Consider the following 19,580-nt stretch of genomic DNA (forward strand, 5'->3'; position numbering starts at 1 on the left):
CATTCCGAACAGAGAAGTTAAGCCCGGTCGTGCCGATGGTACTGCGATTAGTGGGAGAGTAGGTTACCGCCGTTTTAAAGAAGAGTCCTCATACTAGATAGTATGGGGACTTTTTTGTATGGATATGCTAGATAGCTCTAACAAGCCAATCAATAGGACTTCTATCTTTGGTTGATCATTGGATGCTTTCGTGGCTGGCTGTATATAATGATTTGCCCGACTCCTACTAGTGTTTTATTTGGGTATTCTTTCCTCCTGAAATAAAAGTAGAGATATGTCTCTTACTCGTACCTGATAGACTTAGCCGGAGATATCTTTGCAATGAGATAGGATGGTATGATCATTACTAGCATAGACAATACAAGTGTTCCTACATTGATCAGGATAATATATAGGAAGTTAATGTCTACAGGAACCTCTGACATATAATACTTCTCAGCATCCAGTTTAATCACTCCAAAATACTTTTGTATAAACAGCAATGCCAACGCTATAACATTGCCCCAAAGCATACCTTTGAGGATAAGGAATGATGATACATACAAAAATACCTTACGAATGTTATAGTTGCGCGCTCCCAATGTCTTCAACATGCCTATCATATTTGTCCGTTCAAGGATTATGATCAGCAAGCCGGCAATCATAGTAAATATAGATATAAGGAACATCAGCACAATGATGACTACTACATTCGTATCTAATAGGTCAAGCCATCCGAAGATCATTGGATTCAGTTCTTTTATAGAACGTGTGAGCAATGTATTCTCTTTCCGGTCGCGATAGCTCATCATCTCCAGAAATACATTCTGCTGAATCTTATCCAGATTATCATAATCAGTCACAAGCAGTTCCACACCGCTTGCTTCATCGTCATCCCAGCTATTCAGTCTGCGGATAAGCTCGATGTCCGTAATGACAAACAGTTTGTCATAGTCCTCAAAATTGGTGCTATAAATGCCTGTAATGTTAAACTTACGATATCTTACATTCTCCCCTACAAAGTAGCAAAGAAAGCTGTCTCCAGTCTTTAGATTGAGCTTAGATGCTATATTCTTGGATAGAATGACCTGATTGGATATGGTCGTATCATTCCGATTAATGACAGCACCTTCTATCATGTTCTTTTTGAAGAAGTCCCAATCATAGTCTTCACCCACTCCTTTGAGAATAATTCCCTGAAAAGCACTATCTGTCTTTATTATTCCCGGCTTTGTAGAAAACGCCTGAAGATGTTGTATGCCTTCGGTACTTTCTAGTTGTGTCCTCAGTTCCGGACTAATGCAAATGGGTAATGTCTCATAAGAACTGTTATTGTGTAGATTGGTAATCTGTATATGCGCTCCAAATCCCACAACCTTATTTCGGACTTCTTTCTTGAACCCGACAACAATGGACAGCGCCAGTATCATAGCCGCCAACCCAATGGCAACGCCCGCTATGGCTATCTTAATAGCCGGAGATGAAGTACGTTTCTCTCCTTTCTCCTTACTGAAATGGATGCGCTTTGCTATGAATAGTTCTAAGTTCATTTTCAAGTATTAAGCAGGTCTGCGACCTTAGAATAAAAATCCTTGTTCATTTTCTTTCTTTCGCCCCAGATGTTTGTAAGCCAACTCGGTTGCTTCACGTCCGCGTGGCGTCCGCTTCATGAAGCCCTCCTTGATAAGGAACGGTTCGTAGACTTCTTCGATGGTTCCACCATCTTCTCCCAATGCTGTTGCAATGGTAGATATACCCACAGGGCCACCTTTGAATTTGTCTATCAGGATCAGTAATATCTTGTTGTCTATCTCATCAAGACCGTATTTGTCAATGTTCAGCGCTTCAAGTGCATAAGTGGCAATGGCTTTGTCTATCTTACCCGAACCCTTAACCTGAGCAAAGTCTCTTACCCGACGCAGCAAGGCATTCGCTATACGAGGAGTGCCTCTGCTTCGCGAGGCTATTTCTACGGCAGCGTCTCTGGCTGTAGGTACATCCAGTATATTGGAAGAACGAAGGATAATATTGGTCAATGTATCCATATCGTAATACTCCAAGTGCATATTGATGCCAAAGCGTGCGCGTAAAGGGCTGGTAAGTAGGCCGCTACGTGTAGTGGCACCTATAAGCGTAAATGGGTTCAGTTCTATCTGGATAGATCGTGCACTGGGCCCTTTATCTATCATAATATCAATACGATAGTCCTCCATTGCACTATAAAGATATTCTTCCACAACAGGAGACAGACGATGTATTTCATCTATGAAGAGAACATCATTAGGCTCTAAAGAAGTAAGCAAGCCTGCCAGATCACCGGGTTTGTCTAATACAGGGCCTGACGTAACTTTAAATCCTACGCCAAGTTCGTTGGCTATAATATTGGATAAGGTAGTCTTTCCCAGTCCGGGAGGCCCATGTAGCAGGGTATGGTCAAGTGATTCGCCACGCATTTTGGCTGCGGTAACAAATACCTGTAGATTTTCCACTACTTTGACCTGTCCGCTAAAACTGCCGAAAGTGAGAGGACGAAGTGCATTCTCGAACTCTTTTTCCTTATCATTTAGATTTTCTCTGTGTATATTGAATGTTTCTTCCATATGCTGTAGATGCAAATTTACATCAATATATTTAAATAACGCACACCGTTAATGTCAATTAAGCAGCAGTGCAAATTTATTAAACCATTTTATACTTAATATTCAGTATCTAAGAGTAAAAAAGCAGCATTACCAGTAGTTAATAACAACAGATATGAATTAAGTTTTTAACTAAAATGTAACGAATGTAATAGATTTGTGTTGTTTTTTATTCTTCATTACTTTTCTTCCTTGTCGGGGCGAACCCATGTGTTCACCTGCACACCATTCATTCGGGCAGACACACAGGTCTGCCCCTACAGCTAACGCTTATTTTAACTAAAATGTAACGAAACAACGTTCGGCAGAGTGAAGCGGAGCCAATGTAACGGATTTGCACCATTTTCTTTCATTGTTACATTTCTGTGCATCCTTATTATTATAATTCAAAGAACGAGCCGGATCAACTAATTACCATTTAATTTTATTTAATACTAGTATCCCTATATATAGATAAATGTATCCGTATTTTATACGTGCTTTTTATAAAAAAGCTGTTTCTTTGTCAGAAATTGTATTATAATATGTTAGATAGAATCATAGAACTCGATCAGGAGCTGTTTTTATACCTTAATGGTAAACACATATACTGGCTCGATCCCGTTATGCTTTTCCTGAGTTCTTACAGTGCATGGGCACTGATGTGTATAGCCATGATTGCATTTATATATTTCAGAAGTAAGTCGTGGAAAATAACGACCTCACTCGCTTTTTTATTAACTGTAGGAATGAGTGCATTACTTACCAATCTGGTGAAAATGATGGTAGGCCGCCCGCGTCCTATTCACAATATAGCGTGGAAAGATTCTATCCATGCAATAGAAAAATATAGCGAAAGTACGAGTTTTTTCTCTTCACATTCGGCAACCACCTTTGCTATGGCTGTTTTCTTCTTTTTATTTGTAAAGTACAATAGCTACAATAAGTTATTTGGCTATCTGGCTATATTGTGGGCTGCAGTTGTGGCATATAGCCGTATCTATCTGGCAAAGCATTATCCTGTAGATGTGCTTTGCGGTATATTGTTCGGTATATTGATCGGCATACTCGGGTATAAGGTACTCGGTATTTATACGAAGAAAAAGGAGGAGCTTAAGGCTTAACCGAGCCATTTACTCACTTTGCGCTTCTCCCTTAGCGAATATATCTTCATCAAGAAAGGGAAAGCTCTGCCTACCGGATAGAATACACGAAACAGGAGAGACGGATATATATTCTTTCTGCCTTTCTCTATTCCCCTTACTATTTTTTTTGCTACTGTTTTCGCATCCTGTGTAGGGAAGGGCAGGGGAGTATTATCCTCTCCTGTAGCCTTATCAAAAAAGTCTGTACGTGTTGCTACAGGATACACAGCCGTTATTTGTATGTTCTTTCGTTGTTCGTAACGGTATGTTTGTATGAAGTGGTGCAGAGCCGCTTTGGAAGAGCAATATAACGAATAGCCCGGAAGCGAAGCCAGTCCGGCACCCGATATAGTACAGGCGAAGGCTACAGGTCTGTTGTCTGCTGTTTCTGCTAGCTTTTCGAGAGAGTAAATAGGGGAGAAAACATTCAGATTGTAGATGTTCTCTATATGTTGCCAGTCAGGAGCAGTCAGTTTTTCAAGATAGGCAAATCCGGCATTGGCTATAAAGGCATCTATACTGCCGAATATCTCTTGAGCTGAATCAAATAGTTTATCTACTCCTTCCTTTGTACTCACATCCAGAGCCAATGGGAATATATTCTCAGTCTGCAGGATATTTTCTGTATGGCGGGCAACAGCTATAATCTTTGTGTTGGGATATGCCGACAGTATATCGAGTATCTCCTTTCCTATGCCCGAAGACGCTCCTGTGAGGATGATGTTCTTTCCGGTCAGATTCATTTTACATGTTAAATATAATAACTATAGCTACAGCTATAATAGTAACTAAAACAGTTCCTATAACAAATGACAAAGCGATACAGAGTACAGCTTTTAGTATCACTGCCAGCCATGAGTCTTTCTTAAATAGTAGCGCTAATACCCATATATTGTATGCAAGATTTACAAGCATAACAACCGTATAAAGATAGACAGAATAAAACTTGAAAAAAAGAGGATAGGTTACTAACAATATCAATACATGTATTCCTGTTATATATGAGTATATAATAAGATGCTCGATGTAGTTATACCCGCTTTTGCGAAATACAATGAATGAAGATAATGCAGAGAAGGGAATTAGCAGAAACATGACCAGTGAATAGTGGCTGTGTACCCATTCCGAAAGCATTCTGTTGAGATCTTCCGCATCTTTCGAGTGAATAGAGAGACTGCTCTCGGGATATATCTCAAAAAAATGTGCTGTAAATCCGTATAGAGTGCTTAGAATAAGTACGAAAGCAAAAGGTCTGAAATAATTGACACGTTTTCCGGCCAGATAAGAACTGATCATTTGTCCCGGTTCTGTTACCAGTTCCTTTATTGTGTATAATATACCTTTGTCGATGTGCAATATACTATGCTGTAGCTCATACATAATGTAATGAAGGTCTATCTTCCCCGTATTGGATGGTTGTCCGCATGCTGTGCAGTAATTTCCCGATACTGGGCTGTTGCAATTTTTACAAAAAGTTGTATTCATATTTTTATTATAAATGCAAATCTATATATAGTAATCCACTTTTTTGCTAAATGCTTTATTTATTTAGGCTGTTTGAATCTTCAATAATGTGCAGTTTTAGCTCATAAATAATAAACAAGGAAGACAAACAGGTGTTCAGTGTTCATATATATTTAATGTTAGTCAGTATTTGATATTGTATTGAGTAAACGTTCAATTATTCTCTGCGCGCAATCACAGATTGCTTGCATTCCTTTTGGCCTAAGCCCCAAAAGGAATCAAAAAGTCTTTAGCGCCCCACTTCATAGGACGACCCGTAAAAGGGCTCAAAGGCTAAACAAAAAAACTCGCTCATGGCTTTTGCATAATACGAATCGACAGATCAGCTCAAACACGTTTTTGTTTTATGCCTTTCTCACCCTACGGGTACCCCGTCCATAAAGCTAAGGGCGCTGGGCTGACGCACGATCTGGAGACGATAAATAAAGGGGTTTACTTGTAACTTGTAACTGCCCAAAGGGCGAAGTAACTAGTAACTAATAAACAAACATATAATTGTCAACTACTGATTCGCATATTTAATCAGTCCACAATAAAGTAAAGCTCTCACCTCTTTCTACATTGAACTTACTATAATCAATCTCGTAAGCATTCAGATGTGGATTGTAAATAAGATATGCTGTTCTTGGAGTGGGGGCAATGTCCTCAGGCAAATATAAGCGATAATTGGAGAACCCTGCTATTTGTTCAAAAGCTTTATTTTCCTTTCCCAATATCCTTGTTTCCTGATACAGGTAAGGACTTATAGGGTCATAAAATAAGACAAGAGAATGAGGCCAGTTAAAATAGATATGATCAGGATTCTTTGACTTTGCAAGTAATAATAGGTCTTTATATCCGCTCAGAAACCCGGGAAATCCCTGATTAGGGGTAGAATGGAATGTTACATATTTCTTGCCGAAGACCACAGTCAAACATAATATGGCGGCAAAAGCAATGTATATTAAATATTTCCTGTTCCTTATTACAAAAAATATCCCTCGGGCAGAAAAGTAGATAAGCGGAAACCATAACAGATTCCAGTGATATACATTCGGATAAACCAGAAGCATAATAGGAATAGTTGCTAGAAGCCATATCCCCATAATAGAATCAAAAATATTCCTTTCAGCCTTTTTGCGATAAAGGTAATAGAAGCTATACAATATGAAAGGGCTGGCAATAATGTTATAGAAAATGCCAAAGAGATAAAATGAACTTATCCGTCCGACATCACCTCTGTCGTCACCCATTACAAGCAGGTAAATTCCACTTTTAACAGTGGAGTATAGGAACGGTAAAAAGTTTGAAGCTCCCAGTATAGTCTCACTTTCGTGTCGGCTTTCGTTCAGAGATGTAATTGTAACAGGCCCTATCTGATACTGTTCTCCTTCAGTAACGATCTGGATAGCAAAGAGGATTAGCGGAAATAGTATTATCATCAATGTGGATAAACAAAGCGCTATCTTTTTTACGGATATCTTATGATGCCTATAAAAATATATTCCCAGAAACACACAATAGAAAGGAAGCATAAACCAACTTACACCGTAACTGTAAGCTGCTAATGCAAAGGAAACGCAGCCGGAAATGTAAAGAAGTGATTGTTTGATCGATTCCCCTTGCTTATAGTATCCGAGAATAAATAAAGATGTGCCTATAAGAACAAAGTCGGGCGACAGGTTACAGTCCAAAGCCCATCGGCTCTTCATTATATGCCATGGGCTGGCAACAAAGAGCAATATGATGACAAGGATGTATAAATAGTTTATTTGGGTCTTTCTCAAAGTATAATAGAACAGAATAAGAGAAAAACTGCTGATGAAAGCCATTGGCAAACGGTAGGCGGGAAGCGACAGACCGAACATTTTGATAAAAGGCATTCCCAGATAAGCATACAATGCCGACTGCCCGCTTCCCCACGATTTCAGATACACAGGATACGATGCCAGATGCTGATCGACACCATAATGGAGTAGACACCACGAATCGTATGCATTAATAGACTCATCTGTATAGTTGCCAATTGGTATTTCGAGAAAGAAAATTCTCATCGCAACACCCAGCAGTAATATAACCTGAGCTGCTATCAAGAACCGTCTGTCCGGAGAAGAAGCTATCCGGCAGGTATATTTCATTTCCCGTAATACAAAAAGCAAAACGAATAGAAAAAAAATAAGGGCAGGAATATGATATAGCTCAAAGCTCATTTATACAGGAGTAATAGGATTTACCTTATCTGATCGAATCCTTCACCATAAACACCTCTTACGGTACTTTGCGATATAAAGGCTCTCTCGTCTATACTTTTTATCAGGCGGAATATACCGACAGCTTCGGTACGTTTGGCCAGTACGATGATGACTTTAGTTGGTTTTTTTGTGTACCAGCCGGTTCCGTCGAGTATTGTACATCCGCGATGTAGTTCTGCATTTATGGCAGTTGCAATAACATCGTATTTATCAGAAAATATGAATATCTGTACCGATTGTCTGAATCCGTTGATCACCATGTCGATACAGTAAGTCATCACCCCCATTACTATAAGTGCGTACACGATCTTCTGATAGTCGTAGAACAGGAAGTATGAGGAGCAGATGATCACAAAATCGCAGAGCAGCATACCCCGTCCGAAGGCGATGTTCTTATATTTATTGATCAGTGCTACAACTATATCCGTACCTCCCGTACTACCATTTGAGCTGAATACCAGTCCGATACCCGTACCGCACAGCATGGCTCCTATAACACCCGATAGCAAGGGTTCGTTTTTTACGATAGGCTCTGTAATATATGACTGGCAGATGGTAAGCAGTGAGGTAAGCACTAGAACGCCGTATATGGTCTTTACCATAAACTTGAATCCGAGAAGCTTCAACGCGACTACCAACAAGGCGCAGTTGACAAGGAAATAAGTATATTGGAGAGGTATTCCCGAAGCATACTCTACCAATAGGGCAATACCGGTAAGTCCTCCGGTAACAATTCCCACAGGTTTGATAAACCCGATCAGTCCGACCGAATAGATAGCTAATCCGAAGAAGATGATAGCGTAATCTTTCCAGTAAAATTCTTTCAAATATCTTTTAGGCATATATGGTATTATTTAAGCAGGTTATACTTAATCAGGTCTTTGGACAGCTCTTTGGTAAATACTTCACTCCCTTCGTAATTCATGTGCATCGTATTGTAGAAATATTTTTTCTGATAGCAAATAGAATCGTTAGAATAATCAAGGAATGGTACACTATATTTCTCGGACATTTTGTTGTACATATCCATTATATCGCTCCTGTTCGTTACAAAGTCTTTTCCTTCGATATATTCGGGTGTATATACAAAGATCACATTTATATTTGACTTTTTACAATCCTGAATAAAATCTGTAAATAAGCGAATCGACATTGTATCTAATGATATGGTATAAGAGTCCATTTGCTTTTTCGCATTATCCAAGTCTTCTGTCCATACTCTGGTCGATCCATGATAGCCTTTTGTCCGGAAACGGGTGTCCGGTTCTATATAATATTTTACTCCCGACTTGATGGCTGCAAAATCGCCCACATATCTCAGCAGAGGAACTATATAGTCTGGCTCATTGAAGCCTTCGTATGTAGAAATTGCATCTATCATCGGCTTATTCCATAGCATAAATGGCAGGAACTGTGTCTTGTTGTACAGATCATATCTCTTACCAAGTGTACTCATATCCAGTCCGCAAATAATCGTTTTTGGCTTTGGGTTATGCTTCAACAGTTCCTTATGTCTGAGTAGTTGCAGATAAAAGTTGTGTGCATCCATCCCCAGATTATAGGTAGATACGCCTGTTTCCTTTTCTATAATGATAGGGTCGATATGTACCCATGCGCGGGATGATCCGTATATAAGGCATTCCGAATTAAGATCACCATTGTATATATCGTTCCATACTTCGAGTTCCCCGTCACTCAGCGTAGAATGTTTCAGTCCGTAAGAAATGAACATATCTATCGGGTATGCCAGTAAGATGACAGGAATAAGGAATATAAGGGTGCGGATCAGAAACTTCTTCATGGCATCAGAATTGGAAATAAATAAATACCTGCTCACCTCCCATAAACAGGAAGATAAGCACAAGGATCAGATAGTAGAACAGCCATTTGAAGACACTGCTTTTCATTGTCTCGAAGCGCTCCAGAGCATATTTCCCTTCACGCCCAAACCATTCGACAGTCAGCATAAACAGAGCGATTACCAGATATATAAGCGTTTTCGGACTTAGAGATGGCATTGAAAACAGATTGTCGGGAATATGAGCTATGTACGAAAAAGCGTGCTGGATACTGTCGGCACGAAAAAATATCCATGCAAATACAACCAGTATAAACGTTACGCCAATGTGGAATATATCCGCTGGCGATGGCAATGTTTTACCTTGTGCCACAATTTCGAGATTGCGCCTGTTCCTTTTCATTATGATGGATGGCACTATATATAGTGCATGCAATCCACCCCATGCGACAAAAGTCCAGTTAGCTCCATGCCAGAATCCGCTGACAAGGAATATAATAAATGTATTCCTTATTGTTTTCAGCATGCCGTTTCTACTTCCACCTAGCGGTATATACAGATAGTCTCTGAACCACGATGAAAGAGAAATATGCCATCTGCGCCAGAATTCGGCAATATCTCTTGAGAAATACGGGAATTTGAAATTCTGCAATAGCTCTATCCCCAACAAGCGTGCTGTTCCCAGTGCGATATCCGAATATCCGGAGAAGTCTCCGTATATCTGGAATGTAAAGAATACGGCTCCCAGTACCAATGCACTGCCTGACTGTTCGCCACTATTGTTGAATATATAGTTGGCATATTCGGCGCATCCGTCAGCTACTACAACTTTCTTGAACACTCCCCACAATATTTGCCTGAGTCCATCTGCAGCTTTCTTATAACTGAATGTGCGCGGTGCTTCCAGTTGAGGCAACAGGTGCGTGGCACGTTCGATAGGGCCGGCAACAAGTAAGGGGAAGAAACTGACAAAAAGAGAATAGTCTACCCAGTTGCGTGTAGGTTGTATCTTCTTGTTGTAAATATCAAGTACATACGAAAGCCCATGGAATGTATAAAAAGATATACCCACAGGCAGTATAATGCGCAATGTATGCAGGTGTGCCTCTACTCCGAACAAATGGAGCAGGTCTTGGAAAGATTCGATGAAGAAATTGAAGTACTTGAATATCCCGAGAAAAGCCAGATTGACTACAACAGATGTCGTAACCCAAAACTTACGTTTAGCCTGAGTAGATGCTTCCTGTATCATCATCCCGCCATAGTAGCACAGGATGGTGGATATGGCGAGCAGAAACAAAAAACGCCAATCCCAGCAGCCATAAAAGAAATAACTGGCTACCAGCAGGAATATATTTTGTTTTTTTACATTGCCTTTCAGCAGGAACCAATAGATAAAAAATACTATCGGGAAGAAAATGGCAAAGCTAACGGAGTTAAAAAGCATCTATGGTCTTTTCTTTATTTAAGTAGTAGAAAGTATTTAGTAATATGCTTTTGATCATAACTACCTTTAATTGTTATGCTTGCAAAAGTAATATAAAGGTCTGTGACCTTAGAGTACGATGTTTACTATCTTTTTGGGAACGATAATCACTTTCTTCGGTGTTTTGCCTTCCATCCATTTTATAGAATTCTGATGTGCCAACACTGTTTTCTCTATTTCTTCATTTGATGCGTCGGCGGCAAATTCTATATTAAAACGGGCTTTTCCGTTGAAAGAGATTGTATAATTAATCACATCTTCTACCAGATATTCTTCATTGAATGCAGGCCATTCTGCATAGCATACCGATGTCGTATTACCCAATGCAGACCAAAGCTGTTCGCTGATGAACGGTGCAAATGGCGCCAATACAACGATCAATTCCTGTAAGATGGCTTTCTTGCTGCATTTCAGTGATGTCAATTCATTCACACAAATCATGAAGGCAGATACCGATGTGTTGAAAGAGAATGACTCGATGTCACTCGATACCTTCTTTATCAGTTTATGCAATGTTTTCAGTTCATCCTTTGTAGGGGCTTCATCTGTTACAATGAAATCCTCGCCTTTATAGAATAATCCCCATGTCTTGCGTAGAAAGCGGTTCACACCGTCCACTCCGTTTGTATCCCAAGGTTTGGATTGCTCCAACGGTCCTAAGAACATTTCGTACATACGTAATGTATCTGCACCGTACTTATCTACCATATCGTCAGGATTGACAACATTGTGGTACGATTTCGACATTTTTTCTATTGCCCAGCCGCAAATATATTTTCCATCTTCAAGGATAAACTCGGCTGATGCAAATTCGGGTCTCCAAGCTTTGAAAGCATCCAAGTCAAGGATGTCATTATGAACAATATTTACGTCTACGTGCAACTCCTGTACCTCGTATTGGTCTTTCAAATTGTGAGAAACGAACTTATTCGTTCCGTTGATGCGGTACACAAAATTACTCCGCCCCTGAATCATTCCCTGATTGATCAGCTTTTTGAACGGCTCTTCTTCACACGAAACATTTATGTCATACAAGAATTTATTCCAGAAACGACTGTATATCAAGTGCCCTGTAGCATGTTCGGTACCACCGATATACAGATCTACATTGCGCCAGTATTCATCCTTGTCTTTTGCTACCAACTCATTCGGATTGTACGGATCCATGTATTGCAAGTAGTATGCAGACGATCCGGCAAATCCCGGCATGGTATTCAGTTCCAGTGGGAAGATGGTTTTGTGGTCAATCAGTGACTTATCCACTACCTTTTCGTTCGCAGTATCCCATGCCCATTTAGTAGCGCGCCCCAATGGCGGCTCACCTGTCTCTGTAGGCAGGTATTTATCTACCTCCGGCAATTCTAAAGGAAGCTTGTCGATAGGCAGCATATAAGGTATATCGCCTTTATAGTAAACAGGGAAAGGCTCACCCCAATAGCGTTGACGCGAGAAGATTGCATCGCGCAAGCGGTAATTTACCTTTATGCGTCCCAAATCGTTTTCTTTTATGTATTGCCTTGCTTTCTCGATAGCATCTTTTACTTGCAATCCGTTAAGGAATCCTGAATTCATCATAACGCCCTCTTTTGCATCGAAACTTTCTTCCGACACATCAGCACCTTCGATCAGAGGAATGATAGGCAAATTGAAATGTTTGGCAAAAGCATGGTCGCGACTATCGTGTCCGGGTACAGCCATAATAGCCCCTGTGCCATATCCTGCCAATACATAGTCGGCTACCCAGATCGGAATTTCTTTTCCGTTCAGTGGGTTTATGGCATAAGAACCGGTAAATACACCGGAAACTTTTTTATCCATCTGGCGGTCACGCTCGGTACGGCGTTTTGTAGCTTTCTGATATTCCTCCACTTCTGCTTTTTGTGCAGGAGTTGTTACCAACGGCACATACTCACTTTCGGGCGCAAGCACCATAAAGGTTACACCGAAGATAGTATCGGCGCGGGTAGTGAATACAACCACCTCCCCTAAATCCCCTCCAAAAGAGGGGACTTGGGCTTCGCAAAATGATTTTATTTTTGTTAGGACTTCATCAATGTTTCCTATTACTTCTTCATTTGAAAAACGTAATATCTGATAGCCTAAATCTGTTAGTATGGCAGAACGTTGTTCATCATATTCTTTTTGTTCAGGAGTATTATGATAACCTCCGTCAACTTCGATGATTATACCTTTTTCGAAGCACACGAAATCAACAATGAATCTATCTATCAAATGTTGTCTTCTGAATTTATAGCCAAGAGCTTTTCCTCTCAACATCTGCCAGAGTATATTCTCTGCTTCTGTCGGGTTTTTCCGGTTTTCTCTTGCATTATCTATATTAGTGTTCCAATCTGACTTATTAGTCGTATGGTTAGGAGGTAATTTATTCCCCCCTCTTTTGGAGGGGGCTAGGGGGAGGTGTATTTCCGCACCTTCACTACGTCCGATCCAGTTCCGTTGCGTTTCTTTGATAGATTCGCTCCAGTCTATCGTGTCCAGTCCGTCCAGCAGGCGTTGAGCATAAGCCGATACACGCAAACTCCATTGGCGCATCAGGCGTTGTTCTACAGGGTAGCCGCCACGTTCCGACAAGCCGTTAATAACTTCGTCGTTTGCCAGTACCGTACCTAGTGCGCTACACCAGTTTACGGTAGTATCGCTCAGGTAGGCTATACGGTAGTTGAGCAACACTTCTTGCTTTTTTTCTTCCGGATAGGCATTCCATTCCGCAGCAGTGAAGTTCAACTCTTCGCTGCAAGCTATATTCATACCTTCGGTTCCTACATTGCCGAATGCTTCTATCAGTTCTTCTATAGGTCGTGCCTGTTGCTCATCGTTACAATAGTAGCTGTTGAACATCTTAATAAATGCCCATTGCGTCCACTTATAATAACGAGGATCGCAAGTTTGCACCTCTCTGCTCCAATCGAAAGAGAATCCGATTTTATCCAGTTGCTCGCGATAACGCTTGATATTTTGTTCGGTTGTTATTGCCGGATGTTGTCCTGTTTGTATTGCATACTGTTCGGCAGGAAGCCCGTAGGCATCATACCCCATCGGATGCAATACATTGAATCCTTTCAGGCGTTTGTAGCGCGAAAATATATCGGATGCAATATATCCGAGTGGGTGACCCACATGTAACCCTGCACCTGACGGGTACGGGAACATGTCGAGTACATAATATTTAGGTTTATTTGTGTCTTCTGTAACTTTATAAATTTTGTTGTCAATCCAGTATTGCTGCCAACGTTTTTCAATTTCTTTAAAGTTGTATTCCATAACTAAAGTCTGCTACATTTTTATTGGCGCAAAGATAGTTATTTTTATTCAGACTGAAACGTATTGACAGGTCTGCATTCATATAAAACTCACCTTGCCTTGATTCTTGAAAATTTGTCAAACTATTTGCAGTGTGGTTAAATTATGTAAAAAGTTGAATTGCAAAGTCAAATAGTTGGCTTTCTGAAAAATCGCTCATGAAATAGTTGATAAATTTATCTTGTTGTAAATTTTTCAGTGATTGCGAAATGGAAAACAGAACTATCACAAATAAACGGAATAGCAAATACTTCTTCATTTTACTATTATTTGCATGCGCTCTCAGTAGCAGTGCCCGGAATGAACAAAATGAGTTTGAAGAATCCTGCGAGTTGGGCAGGAAAATGACAGAACCGGATACTTTACAGGCTGCCCCTGCCTTATCAGTTGAGTCTTTTCAGATGAATACGGTACTTGCCGATAGTCTGTACAAGATGAATTTTAAGCTAAATCCATCCAAAGTGAATATTTATGATATGCCATATTCTATGACGGCCAATTATCCGAACTACAAAAGGCTGGCATTAAATACCGGTGTGCTCTATGGCGCTGGGTTTCTCACTCTGGGGGTGTTGTATCTATTGCCCGAAGACGCTACGGCATGGAACAAAAAAGAAATGCAGAATACTCCTCCTTTCAAAAGGTGGTGGCGGAATGTGAAGAAAGGGCCGGTCGTAGATAAAGATAATTTTATATTCAACTATGTACTTCATCCTTACGGAGGTGCAGCTTATTATATGGGTGCACGCAGTCAGGGCTTCAATCTGTTTTATTCTTTCCTCTACGGGGCAGGTATCTCTACACTTTTCTGGGAATACGGCATCGAGGCTTTTATGGAAATTCCTTCTATTCAGGATCTTATACTGACACCTTTCGCCGGAGCCCTTATCGGGGAGGGATTCTATATCCTCAAACGGCATATTGTGGCTAACAATTACAAGCTGTTCGGTTCCCCTGTTTTAGGAAATATAGTTGCTTTTCTGATCGATCCTGTGAATGAAGTGATCGGCTTGTTTGCCGGTAATCCATGTCGGAATAATATTAAAACAAAGAAAGCGACACTCGCGGGCACTCCTTGGTTTGATGTACATAACGGTTCTACATTCGGACTTACGTTAAGCCTTACTTTTTAATTGTTATCTTTTTTCTTATTTGTCCAGAGGCTGTCTGTCCCTTCAGGTTATAATCAAAAGATAGCCAGTATTTTGTTGTAAAAAAATCTGTCTTCAGTTGAATTTTGTAAAAAAAGCTTGTTTTGTAATGTTGAGATTGCAAAATTATATATACTTTTGCAAAGTGAAGATTGCAAAATGGTCTTATTTAGAAAAAGAAATAATTATGAAAAACGATAAATTCGCCGAAACAAACGTCAGTTATACTACAAAAGAAGCTATTGAAGAAGCTAAGCGTTGCCTCAATTGTAAGAATCCGCTCTGTATACAGGGATGCCCGATAGAGCATGATATACCGGCATTTGTACACCAGTTGTCGATGGGGAACATCGGTGCAGCCATGCAGATAATAAACGAAAAAAGTAATCTGCCTGCCATCTGTGGAAGAGTGTGCCCGCACGAGAAACAATGTGAGGGGCATTGTATCCTGAACAAAAAGGATAATCCTGTGAAAGTGGGGAAATTGGAGCGTTTCATCGCCGACTTCGATAGTGATATGGTGCTGATCAAAGAACGTCTGAAGCCTAAAACACGAGGTAAAGTAGCGGTAATCGGTTCGGGGCCTGCCGGACTAACTGTTGCCGGAGATCTGGCACGCGAAGGATTCAATGTCGTAGTCTTTGAAGGACAAAAAGAGCCGGGCGGTGTGCTTATGTACGGAATACCTGAGTACCGTTTGCCTAAAGAGATAGTACGTCGCGAAATAAAAAAGATAGAGGCACTGGGAGTAACTTTTATCAATGATTTCCTTGTCGGCGAAAAAATGACTGTGGATGAAATGCTTGCTCACGAGTTCGATGCTGTTTTTATCGGTTCGGGTACGTCTGTGCCTAAAACATTGGATATACCGGGTATAAAACTCTATCGTGTGCTTCAGTCTTCGTACTTCCTGCGAATGGTCAACTTGTATAATAGTGGAGATATAAGCCGCGAGGCTGTGCCGTTGATGGAAGGTGAGCGTGTAGCCATAATAGGAGCGGGGAATGTAGCGATGGATGCTGCCCGTACAGCACTACGAATGGGTGCGAAATCGGTAAATGTAATATACAGAGGTACAGAAGAAAACCTTCCTGCCCTGAAAACAGAATATAACGAAGCACTAGAGGAGGGCACAAACTTTATGTGGGAGAGCCGTACAGTAGAGTGTATCGGTGAGAATAATACACTGAACTCCATCAGGGTAGAAACGCCAAACGGGGAAATTATAATGCCGGTAGAGCGTGTGTTTATTGCAGTGGGATCAAAACCTGCAAATCGTATTGTCTCTACATCATTGGGTATCGAAGTAAACGAAAACGGATATGTGATCACTAAAGAGCATCCGTACGGAATGACTACACGAAAAGGTGTATTTGCCGGAGGAGATGTGGTACATACGCCACAGACTGTAGTGCTTGCTATGCGCGAAGCAAAGCAGGTAGCTAAAGGAATAGCACAGTATGTGGATGCAGTGAAATTACTTAGTGAATAACAAGACTATGGCTTAGTAATCGAAATTAAAATCAAGATCATAATTGTCTGAATAGACGTTTTCATCACCATATAATATGCCGATCACAAGCAGGCCTCCCAGAGCGGCAATGCCTAGTGTTGTATAGAGTGCATTATTATTGGCCGGTTGTTCAGTATAGAAAAAATCCCCTCTGTCGATCATATTACCTGCCAGCCGGTTGGGTTTTAATCCTGTTTTGATGAGGCTGGATAAATAGAAGTCCTGTGAGAATACCATTGGTTTCTCAGGCTTCGAATACAGAGTCAAATAACTGGTAAAACGCAACGGGCTGTTTTCTTCATCGAAGTCGGCTCTTTTCGCTGAAGATACCTGATTATCTTTATCTCCTATATTAGAACTTCGGTATATATTTTTATCCAGTTGTTTGAAATTAGGGTCAAGATGTAACGGGATCTCACTAATCATCGTTTGTGGCGGAATAAATGACGTATGGGCAGGTATCTTCACCTCTCCATCGAAATTACCGAATGAATATGAGTACGAGCCATCGTTAGGATTGTAGCTGTCGCTACTGCTTCTTCCCTGAAAAGTAACAGAGTTTCCTGCATAAGAATAAGCTGAACCCTCGATAATGAGAGCTGATTGCTGCCAGTCTACATATAGCGGCTCGTTCAGTTTATTAAATATAGTGATTTGTACCGGTGCATTTGCTCCTTTGAAGCAATGTGCTATCCATAAACTATCTGTTTCGATCAGGAAATCTCCATTCTCTACTTTCTCAACATATTCATTCTTAGTGTTTAGGGTAGAATAATAAAATGTTGAGCTGCATGATGTCAGTAATAGTGTAACCAGTACCAGTATAATCTGTTTCATAATGTCAGAAAGTAATTATTTAAGTACAAGTATATCACAAAATGCCGATATATACAAGCATATATACTGAATTAATTTATCTCCGACAGAATTATGCTCAATGGATTAATTGCTGCTTTTTGCCATGCGTTTACGGTCGTTTTCGTCCAGATATATTTTACGTAAACGTATAGAATGGGGTGTAACTTCTACATATTCATCTTCTTTGATGTATTCCAGAGCATCTTCGAGACTGAAAATGATTGCAGGAGCAAGTTTTGCCTTATCGTCTGTTCCCGATGCACGCACATTGGTCAGTTTTTTCGACTTGGTAAGGTTTACAACCAGATCGCCTTCTTTGCTATGCTCACCTACTATCTGTCCCATGTAGATATCAGTCTGCGGTTCTACGAAGAAACGCCCTCTGTCTTGCAGCTTGTCCAGTGCGTAAGCAAAGGCATTTCCCGATTCGCTGGCAATGATAGAGCCATTGATGCGTTTATCCATATCTCCTTTCCAAGGCTGGAATTCGAGGAAACGATGTGCAATTACTGCCTCTCCGGCAGATAATGTGAGTGCGGCATTGTTCAGCCCGATGATTCCGCGTGATGGAATTGCAAATTCGAGGTAAACCCGGTCTTTTTTGCTGCCCATCATCGTAAGTTCTCCACGACGGCGGGTTACCAGATCGATGATCTTACTTGAATATTCATCCGGAAGATTGATTGTAAGTTCTTCTACCGGCTCGTGTTTTACTCCGTCTATATCTTTTATAATTACTTTCGGCTGCCCTACCTGCAATTCATAACCTTCTCTGCGCATGGTTTCTATCAGTATAGACAGGTGAAGTATTCCGCGTCCGTACACCACCCACGAATCGGCATTCTCAGTTGATTCTACCCGTAGGGCAAGGTTACGGTCGAGTTCCCGCATCAGGCGGTCGTGTATATGTCGCGATGTTACAAATTTTCCATCTTTACCGAAGAAAGGAGAATCGTTGATCGTGAACAGCATCGACATGGTAGGTTCATCTATATCGATAGTCGGTAATGCTTCCGGATTTTCGATGTCAGCGATTGAGTCACCGATTTCAAATCCTTCGATACCAATGAGTGCACAGATATCACCGCAACCTACACTGGAAACCTTTACGCGCCCTAAGCCTTCAAAAGTATTTATCTCTTTTATTCTTGTTTTTACAATGCTTCCGTCACGTTTGCACAGCGATACATCCATATTCTCTTTCAGTTCGCCGCGATGTACGCGTCCTACTGCAATTCGTCCCACATATTTGGAGTAATCGAGTGAAGTGATCAACATCTGTGGCGAGCCTTCCAGCACTTCGGGTGCAGGTATATATTTTACAATGGCATCCAGCAATGGAGTTATATCCTCTGTAGGTTTAGTCCAGTCTTCCGACATCCAGCCTTGCTTAGCCGAGCCGTATATGGTAGGGAAATCGAGTTGTTCTTCCGTAGCATCTAGGCTGAACATCAGGTCGAAAACCATTTCGTGCACCTCGTCAGGACGACAGTTGGGCTTGTCCACTTTGTTGATAACAACAATCGGTTTCAGTCCCATTTGTATAGCTTTTTGCAGTACGAATCGTGTTTGAGGCATTGGCCCTTCAAAAGCATCTACCAGCAACAGGCATCCGTCTGCCATGTTCAGCACACGTTCTACTTCTCCTCCGAAGTCGGCGTGTCCGGGAGTATCTATAATGTTTATCTTGGTTCCTTTGTAGTTGATAGAAACATTCTTGGAAAGAATGGTGATCCCGCGTTCGCGTTCCAGATCGTTATTGTCGAGAATAAGTTCTCCTGTTGATTGGTTGTCTCTGAATAGTTGCCCGGCGAGCAACATTTTGTCTACTATAGTTGTTTTGCCATGATCGACGTGCGCTATAATCGCAATATTTCTGATATTTTGCATATAAATGATTTGAGGGTGCAAAGGTACGACTTTTTATTATAATGATGTCGTATAATGAGTTTTAAA

General features: G+C 40.8%; 14 protein-coding genes. 3 read left to right on the plus strand and 11 right to left on the minus strand.

Annotation, left to right across the window (positions count from 1 at the left end; translation table 11 throughout):
* Positions 1 to 281 precede the first annotated feature (281 nt).
* The gene (locus M2448_RS14680; protein ID WP_280647185.1) at positions 282 to 1,529 is read right to left on the minus strand and encodes an FtsX-like permease family protein; all 1,248 of its coding nucleotides are present in this window, start codon (positions 1,527 to 1,529) and stop codon (positions 282 to 284) included.
* Between the two features lie 27 nt (positions 1,530 to 1,556).
* Positions 1,557 to 2,579 (minus strand): Holliday junction branch migration DNA helicase RuvB, encoded by a 1,023-nt coding sequence (gene ruvB / locus M2448_RS14685; RefSeq protein ID WP_280647184.1) that lies wholly within the window; start codon positions 2,577 to 2,579, stop codon positions 1,557 to 1,559.
* A gap of 563 nt (positions 2,580 to 3,142) precedes the next feature.
* Here ruvB and M2448_RS14690 point away from each other — a divergent pair.
* Entirely contained in the window at positions 3,143 to 3,721 is a 579-nt protein-coding gene (locus tag M2448_RS14690; RefSeq protein ID WP_280647183.1) for a phosphatase PAP2 family protein, read from the plus strand.
* On the opposite strand, the gene M2448_RS14695 is transcribed toward M2448_RS14690, so the two are convergent.
* From M2448_RS14695 to leuS, 7 genes are all read right to left on the minus strand, one after another.
* Positions 3,718 to 4,485, minus strand: a complete 768-nt coding sequence (locus M2448_RS14695; RefSeq protein ID WP_280647182.1) for an SDR family NAD(P)-dependent oxidoreductase — start codon at positions 4,483 to 4,485, stop codon at positions 3,718 to 3,720. The genes M2448_RS14690 and M2448_RS14695 overlap by 4 nt on opposite strands.
* A gap of 1 nt (position 4,486) precedes the next feature.
* Complete coding sequence (locus tag M2448_RS14700; protein WP_280647181.1) at positions 4,487 to 5,227, minus strand: DUF3667 domain-containing protein; 741 nt, start codon at positions 5,225 to 5,227, stop codon at positions 4,487 to 4,489.
* A gap of 557 nt (positions 5,228 to 5,784) precedes the next feature.
* Positions 5,785 to 7,383, minus strand: a complete 1,599-nt coding sequence (locus M2448_RS14705; RefSeq protein WP_280647180.1) for a hypothetical protein — start codon at positions 7,381 to 7,383, stop codon at positions 5,785 to 5,787.
* Positions 7,384 to 7,475: 92 nt separating this feature from the next.
* Positions 7,476 to 8,339 carry a YitT family protein gene (locus M2448_RS14710; RefSeq protein ID WP_280647179.1) on the minus strand — a complete coding sequence of 288 codons (864 nt, stop codon included), beginning with the start codon at positions 8,337 to 8,339 and terminating at the stop codon, positions 7,476 to 7,478.
* An 8-nt stretch (positions 8,340 to 8,347) separates the two neighbouring features.
* Positions 8,348 to 9,298 (minus strand): hypothetical protein, encoded by a 951-nt coding sequence (locus M2448_RS14715; RefSeq protein WP_280647178.1) that lies wholly within the window; start codon positions 9,296 to 9,298, stop codon positions 8,348 to 8,350.
* 4 nt (positions 9,299 to 9,302) lie between these two features.
* Positions 9,303 to 10,742 (minus strand): MBOAT family O-acyltransferase, encoded by a 1,440-nt coding sequence (locus M2448_RS14720; RefSeq protein ID WP_280647177.1) that lies wholly within the window; start codon positions 10,740 to 10,742, stop codon positions 9,303 to 9,305.
* Positions 10,743 to 10,850: 108 nt separating this feature from the next.
* Positions 10,851 to 14,063 (minus strand): leucine--tRNA ligase, encoded by a 3,213-nt coding sequence (gene leuS / locus M2448_RS14725; RefSeq protein WP_280647176.1) that lies wholly within the window; start codon positions 14,061 to 14,063, stop codon positions 10,851 to 10,853.
* A 248-nt stretch (positions 14,064 to 14,311) separates the two neighbouring features.
* Between leuS and M2448_RS14730 the strand changes: the two genes are divergently transcribed.
* The gene (locus M2448_RS14730; protein WP_280647175.1) at positions 14,312 to 15,235 is read left to right on the plus strand and encodes a DUF3943 domain-containing protein; all 924 of its coding nucleotides are present in this window, start codon (positions 14,312 to 14,314) and stop codon (positions 15,233 to 15,235) included.
* Positions 15,236 to 15,440: 205 nt separating this feature from the next.
* Positions 15,441 to 16,745, plus strand: coding sequence for an NAD(P)-dependent oxidoreductase (locus M2448_RS14735; RefSeq protein ID WP_280647174.1), 1,305 nt, complete (start codon positions 15,441 to 15,443; stop codon positions 16,743 to 16,745).
* 12 nt (positions 16,746 to 16,757) lie between these two features.
* Here the strand turns inward: M2448_RS14735 and M2448_RS14740 are convergent, their stop codons facing one another.
* A complete protein-coding gene (locus M2448_RS14740) occupies positions 16,758 to 17,603 on the minus strand; it encodes a hypothetical protein (protein WP_280647173.1) in 846 nt (281 codons plus the stop codon).
* Between the two features lie 105 nt (positions 17,604 to 17,708).
* The gene (typA, locus tag M2448_RS14745) at positions 17,709 to 19,514 is read right to left on the minus strand and encodes a translational GTPase TypA (protein ID WP_280647172.1); all 1,806 of its coding nucleotides are present in this window, start codon (positions 19,512 to 19,514) and stop codon (positions 17,709 to 17,711) included.
* Positions 19,515 to 19,580 lie beyond the last annotated feature (66 nt).

This window comes from Dysgonomonas sp. PF1-14 (assembly GCF_029892965.1).
Lineage (GTDB): Bacteria > Bacteroidota > Bacteroidia > Bacteroidales > Dysgonomonadaceae > Dysgonomonas.

Coding starts and splice junctions, on each gene's coding strand:
- ruvB (WP_280647184.1), bottom strand. CDS start 2,579: ATGGAAGAAACATTCAATATACACAGAGAAAATCTAAATGATAAGGAA.
- M2448_RS14740 (WP_280647173.1), bottom strand. CDS start 17,603: ATGAAACAGATTATACTGGTACTGGTTACACTATTACTGACATCATGC.
- M2448_RS14700 (WP_280647181.1), bottom strand. CDS start 5,227: ATGAATACAACTTTTTGTAAAAATTGCAACAGCCCAGTATCGGGAAAT.
- M2448_RS14720 (WP_280647177.1), bottom strand. CDS start 10,742: ATGCTTTTTAACTCCGTTAGCTTTGCCATTTTCTTCCCGATAGTATTT.
- typA (WP_280647172.1), bottom strand. CDS start 19,514: ATGCAAAATATCAGAAATATTGCGATTATAGCGCACGTCGATCATGGC.
- M2448_RS14710 (WP_280647179.1), bottom strand. CDS start 8,339: ATGCCTAAAAGATATTTGAAAGAATTTTACTGGAAAGATTACGCTATC.
- M2448_RS14730 (WP_280647175.1), top strand. CDS start 14,312: ATGGAAAACAGAACTATCACAAATAAACGGAATAGCAAATACTTCTTC.
- M2448_RS14695 (WP_280647182.1), bottom strand. CDS start 4,485: ATGAATCTGACCGGAAAGAACATCATCCTCACAGGAGCGTCTTCGGGC.
- M2448_RS14705 (WP_280647180.1), bottom strand. CDS start 7,383: ATGAAATATACCTGCCGGATAGCTTCTTCTCCGGACAGACGGTTCTTG.
- M2448_RS14735 (WP_280647174.1), top strand. CDS start 15,441: ATGAAAAACGATAAATTCGCCGAAACAAACGTCAGTTATACTACAAAA.
- M2448_RS14715 (WP_280647178.1), bottom strand. CDS start 9,298: ATGAAGAAGTTTCTGATCCGCACCCTTATATTCCTTATTCCTGTCATC.
- M2448_RS14690 (WP_280647183.1), top strand. CDS start 3,143: ATGTTAGATAGAATCATAGAACTCGATCAGGAGCTGTTTTTATACCTT.
- M2448_RS14680 (WP_280647185.1), bottom strand. CDS start 1,529: ATGAACTTAGAACTATTCATAGCAAAGCGCATCCATTTCAGTAAGGAG.
- leuS (WP_280647176.1), bottom strand. CDS start 14,063: ATGGAATACAACTTTAAAGAAATTGAAAAACGTTGGCAGCAATACTGG.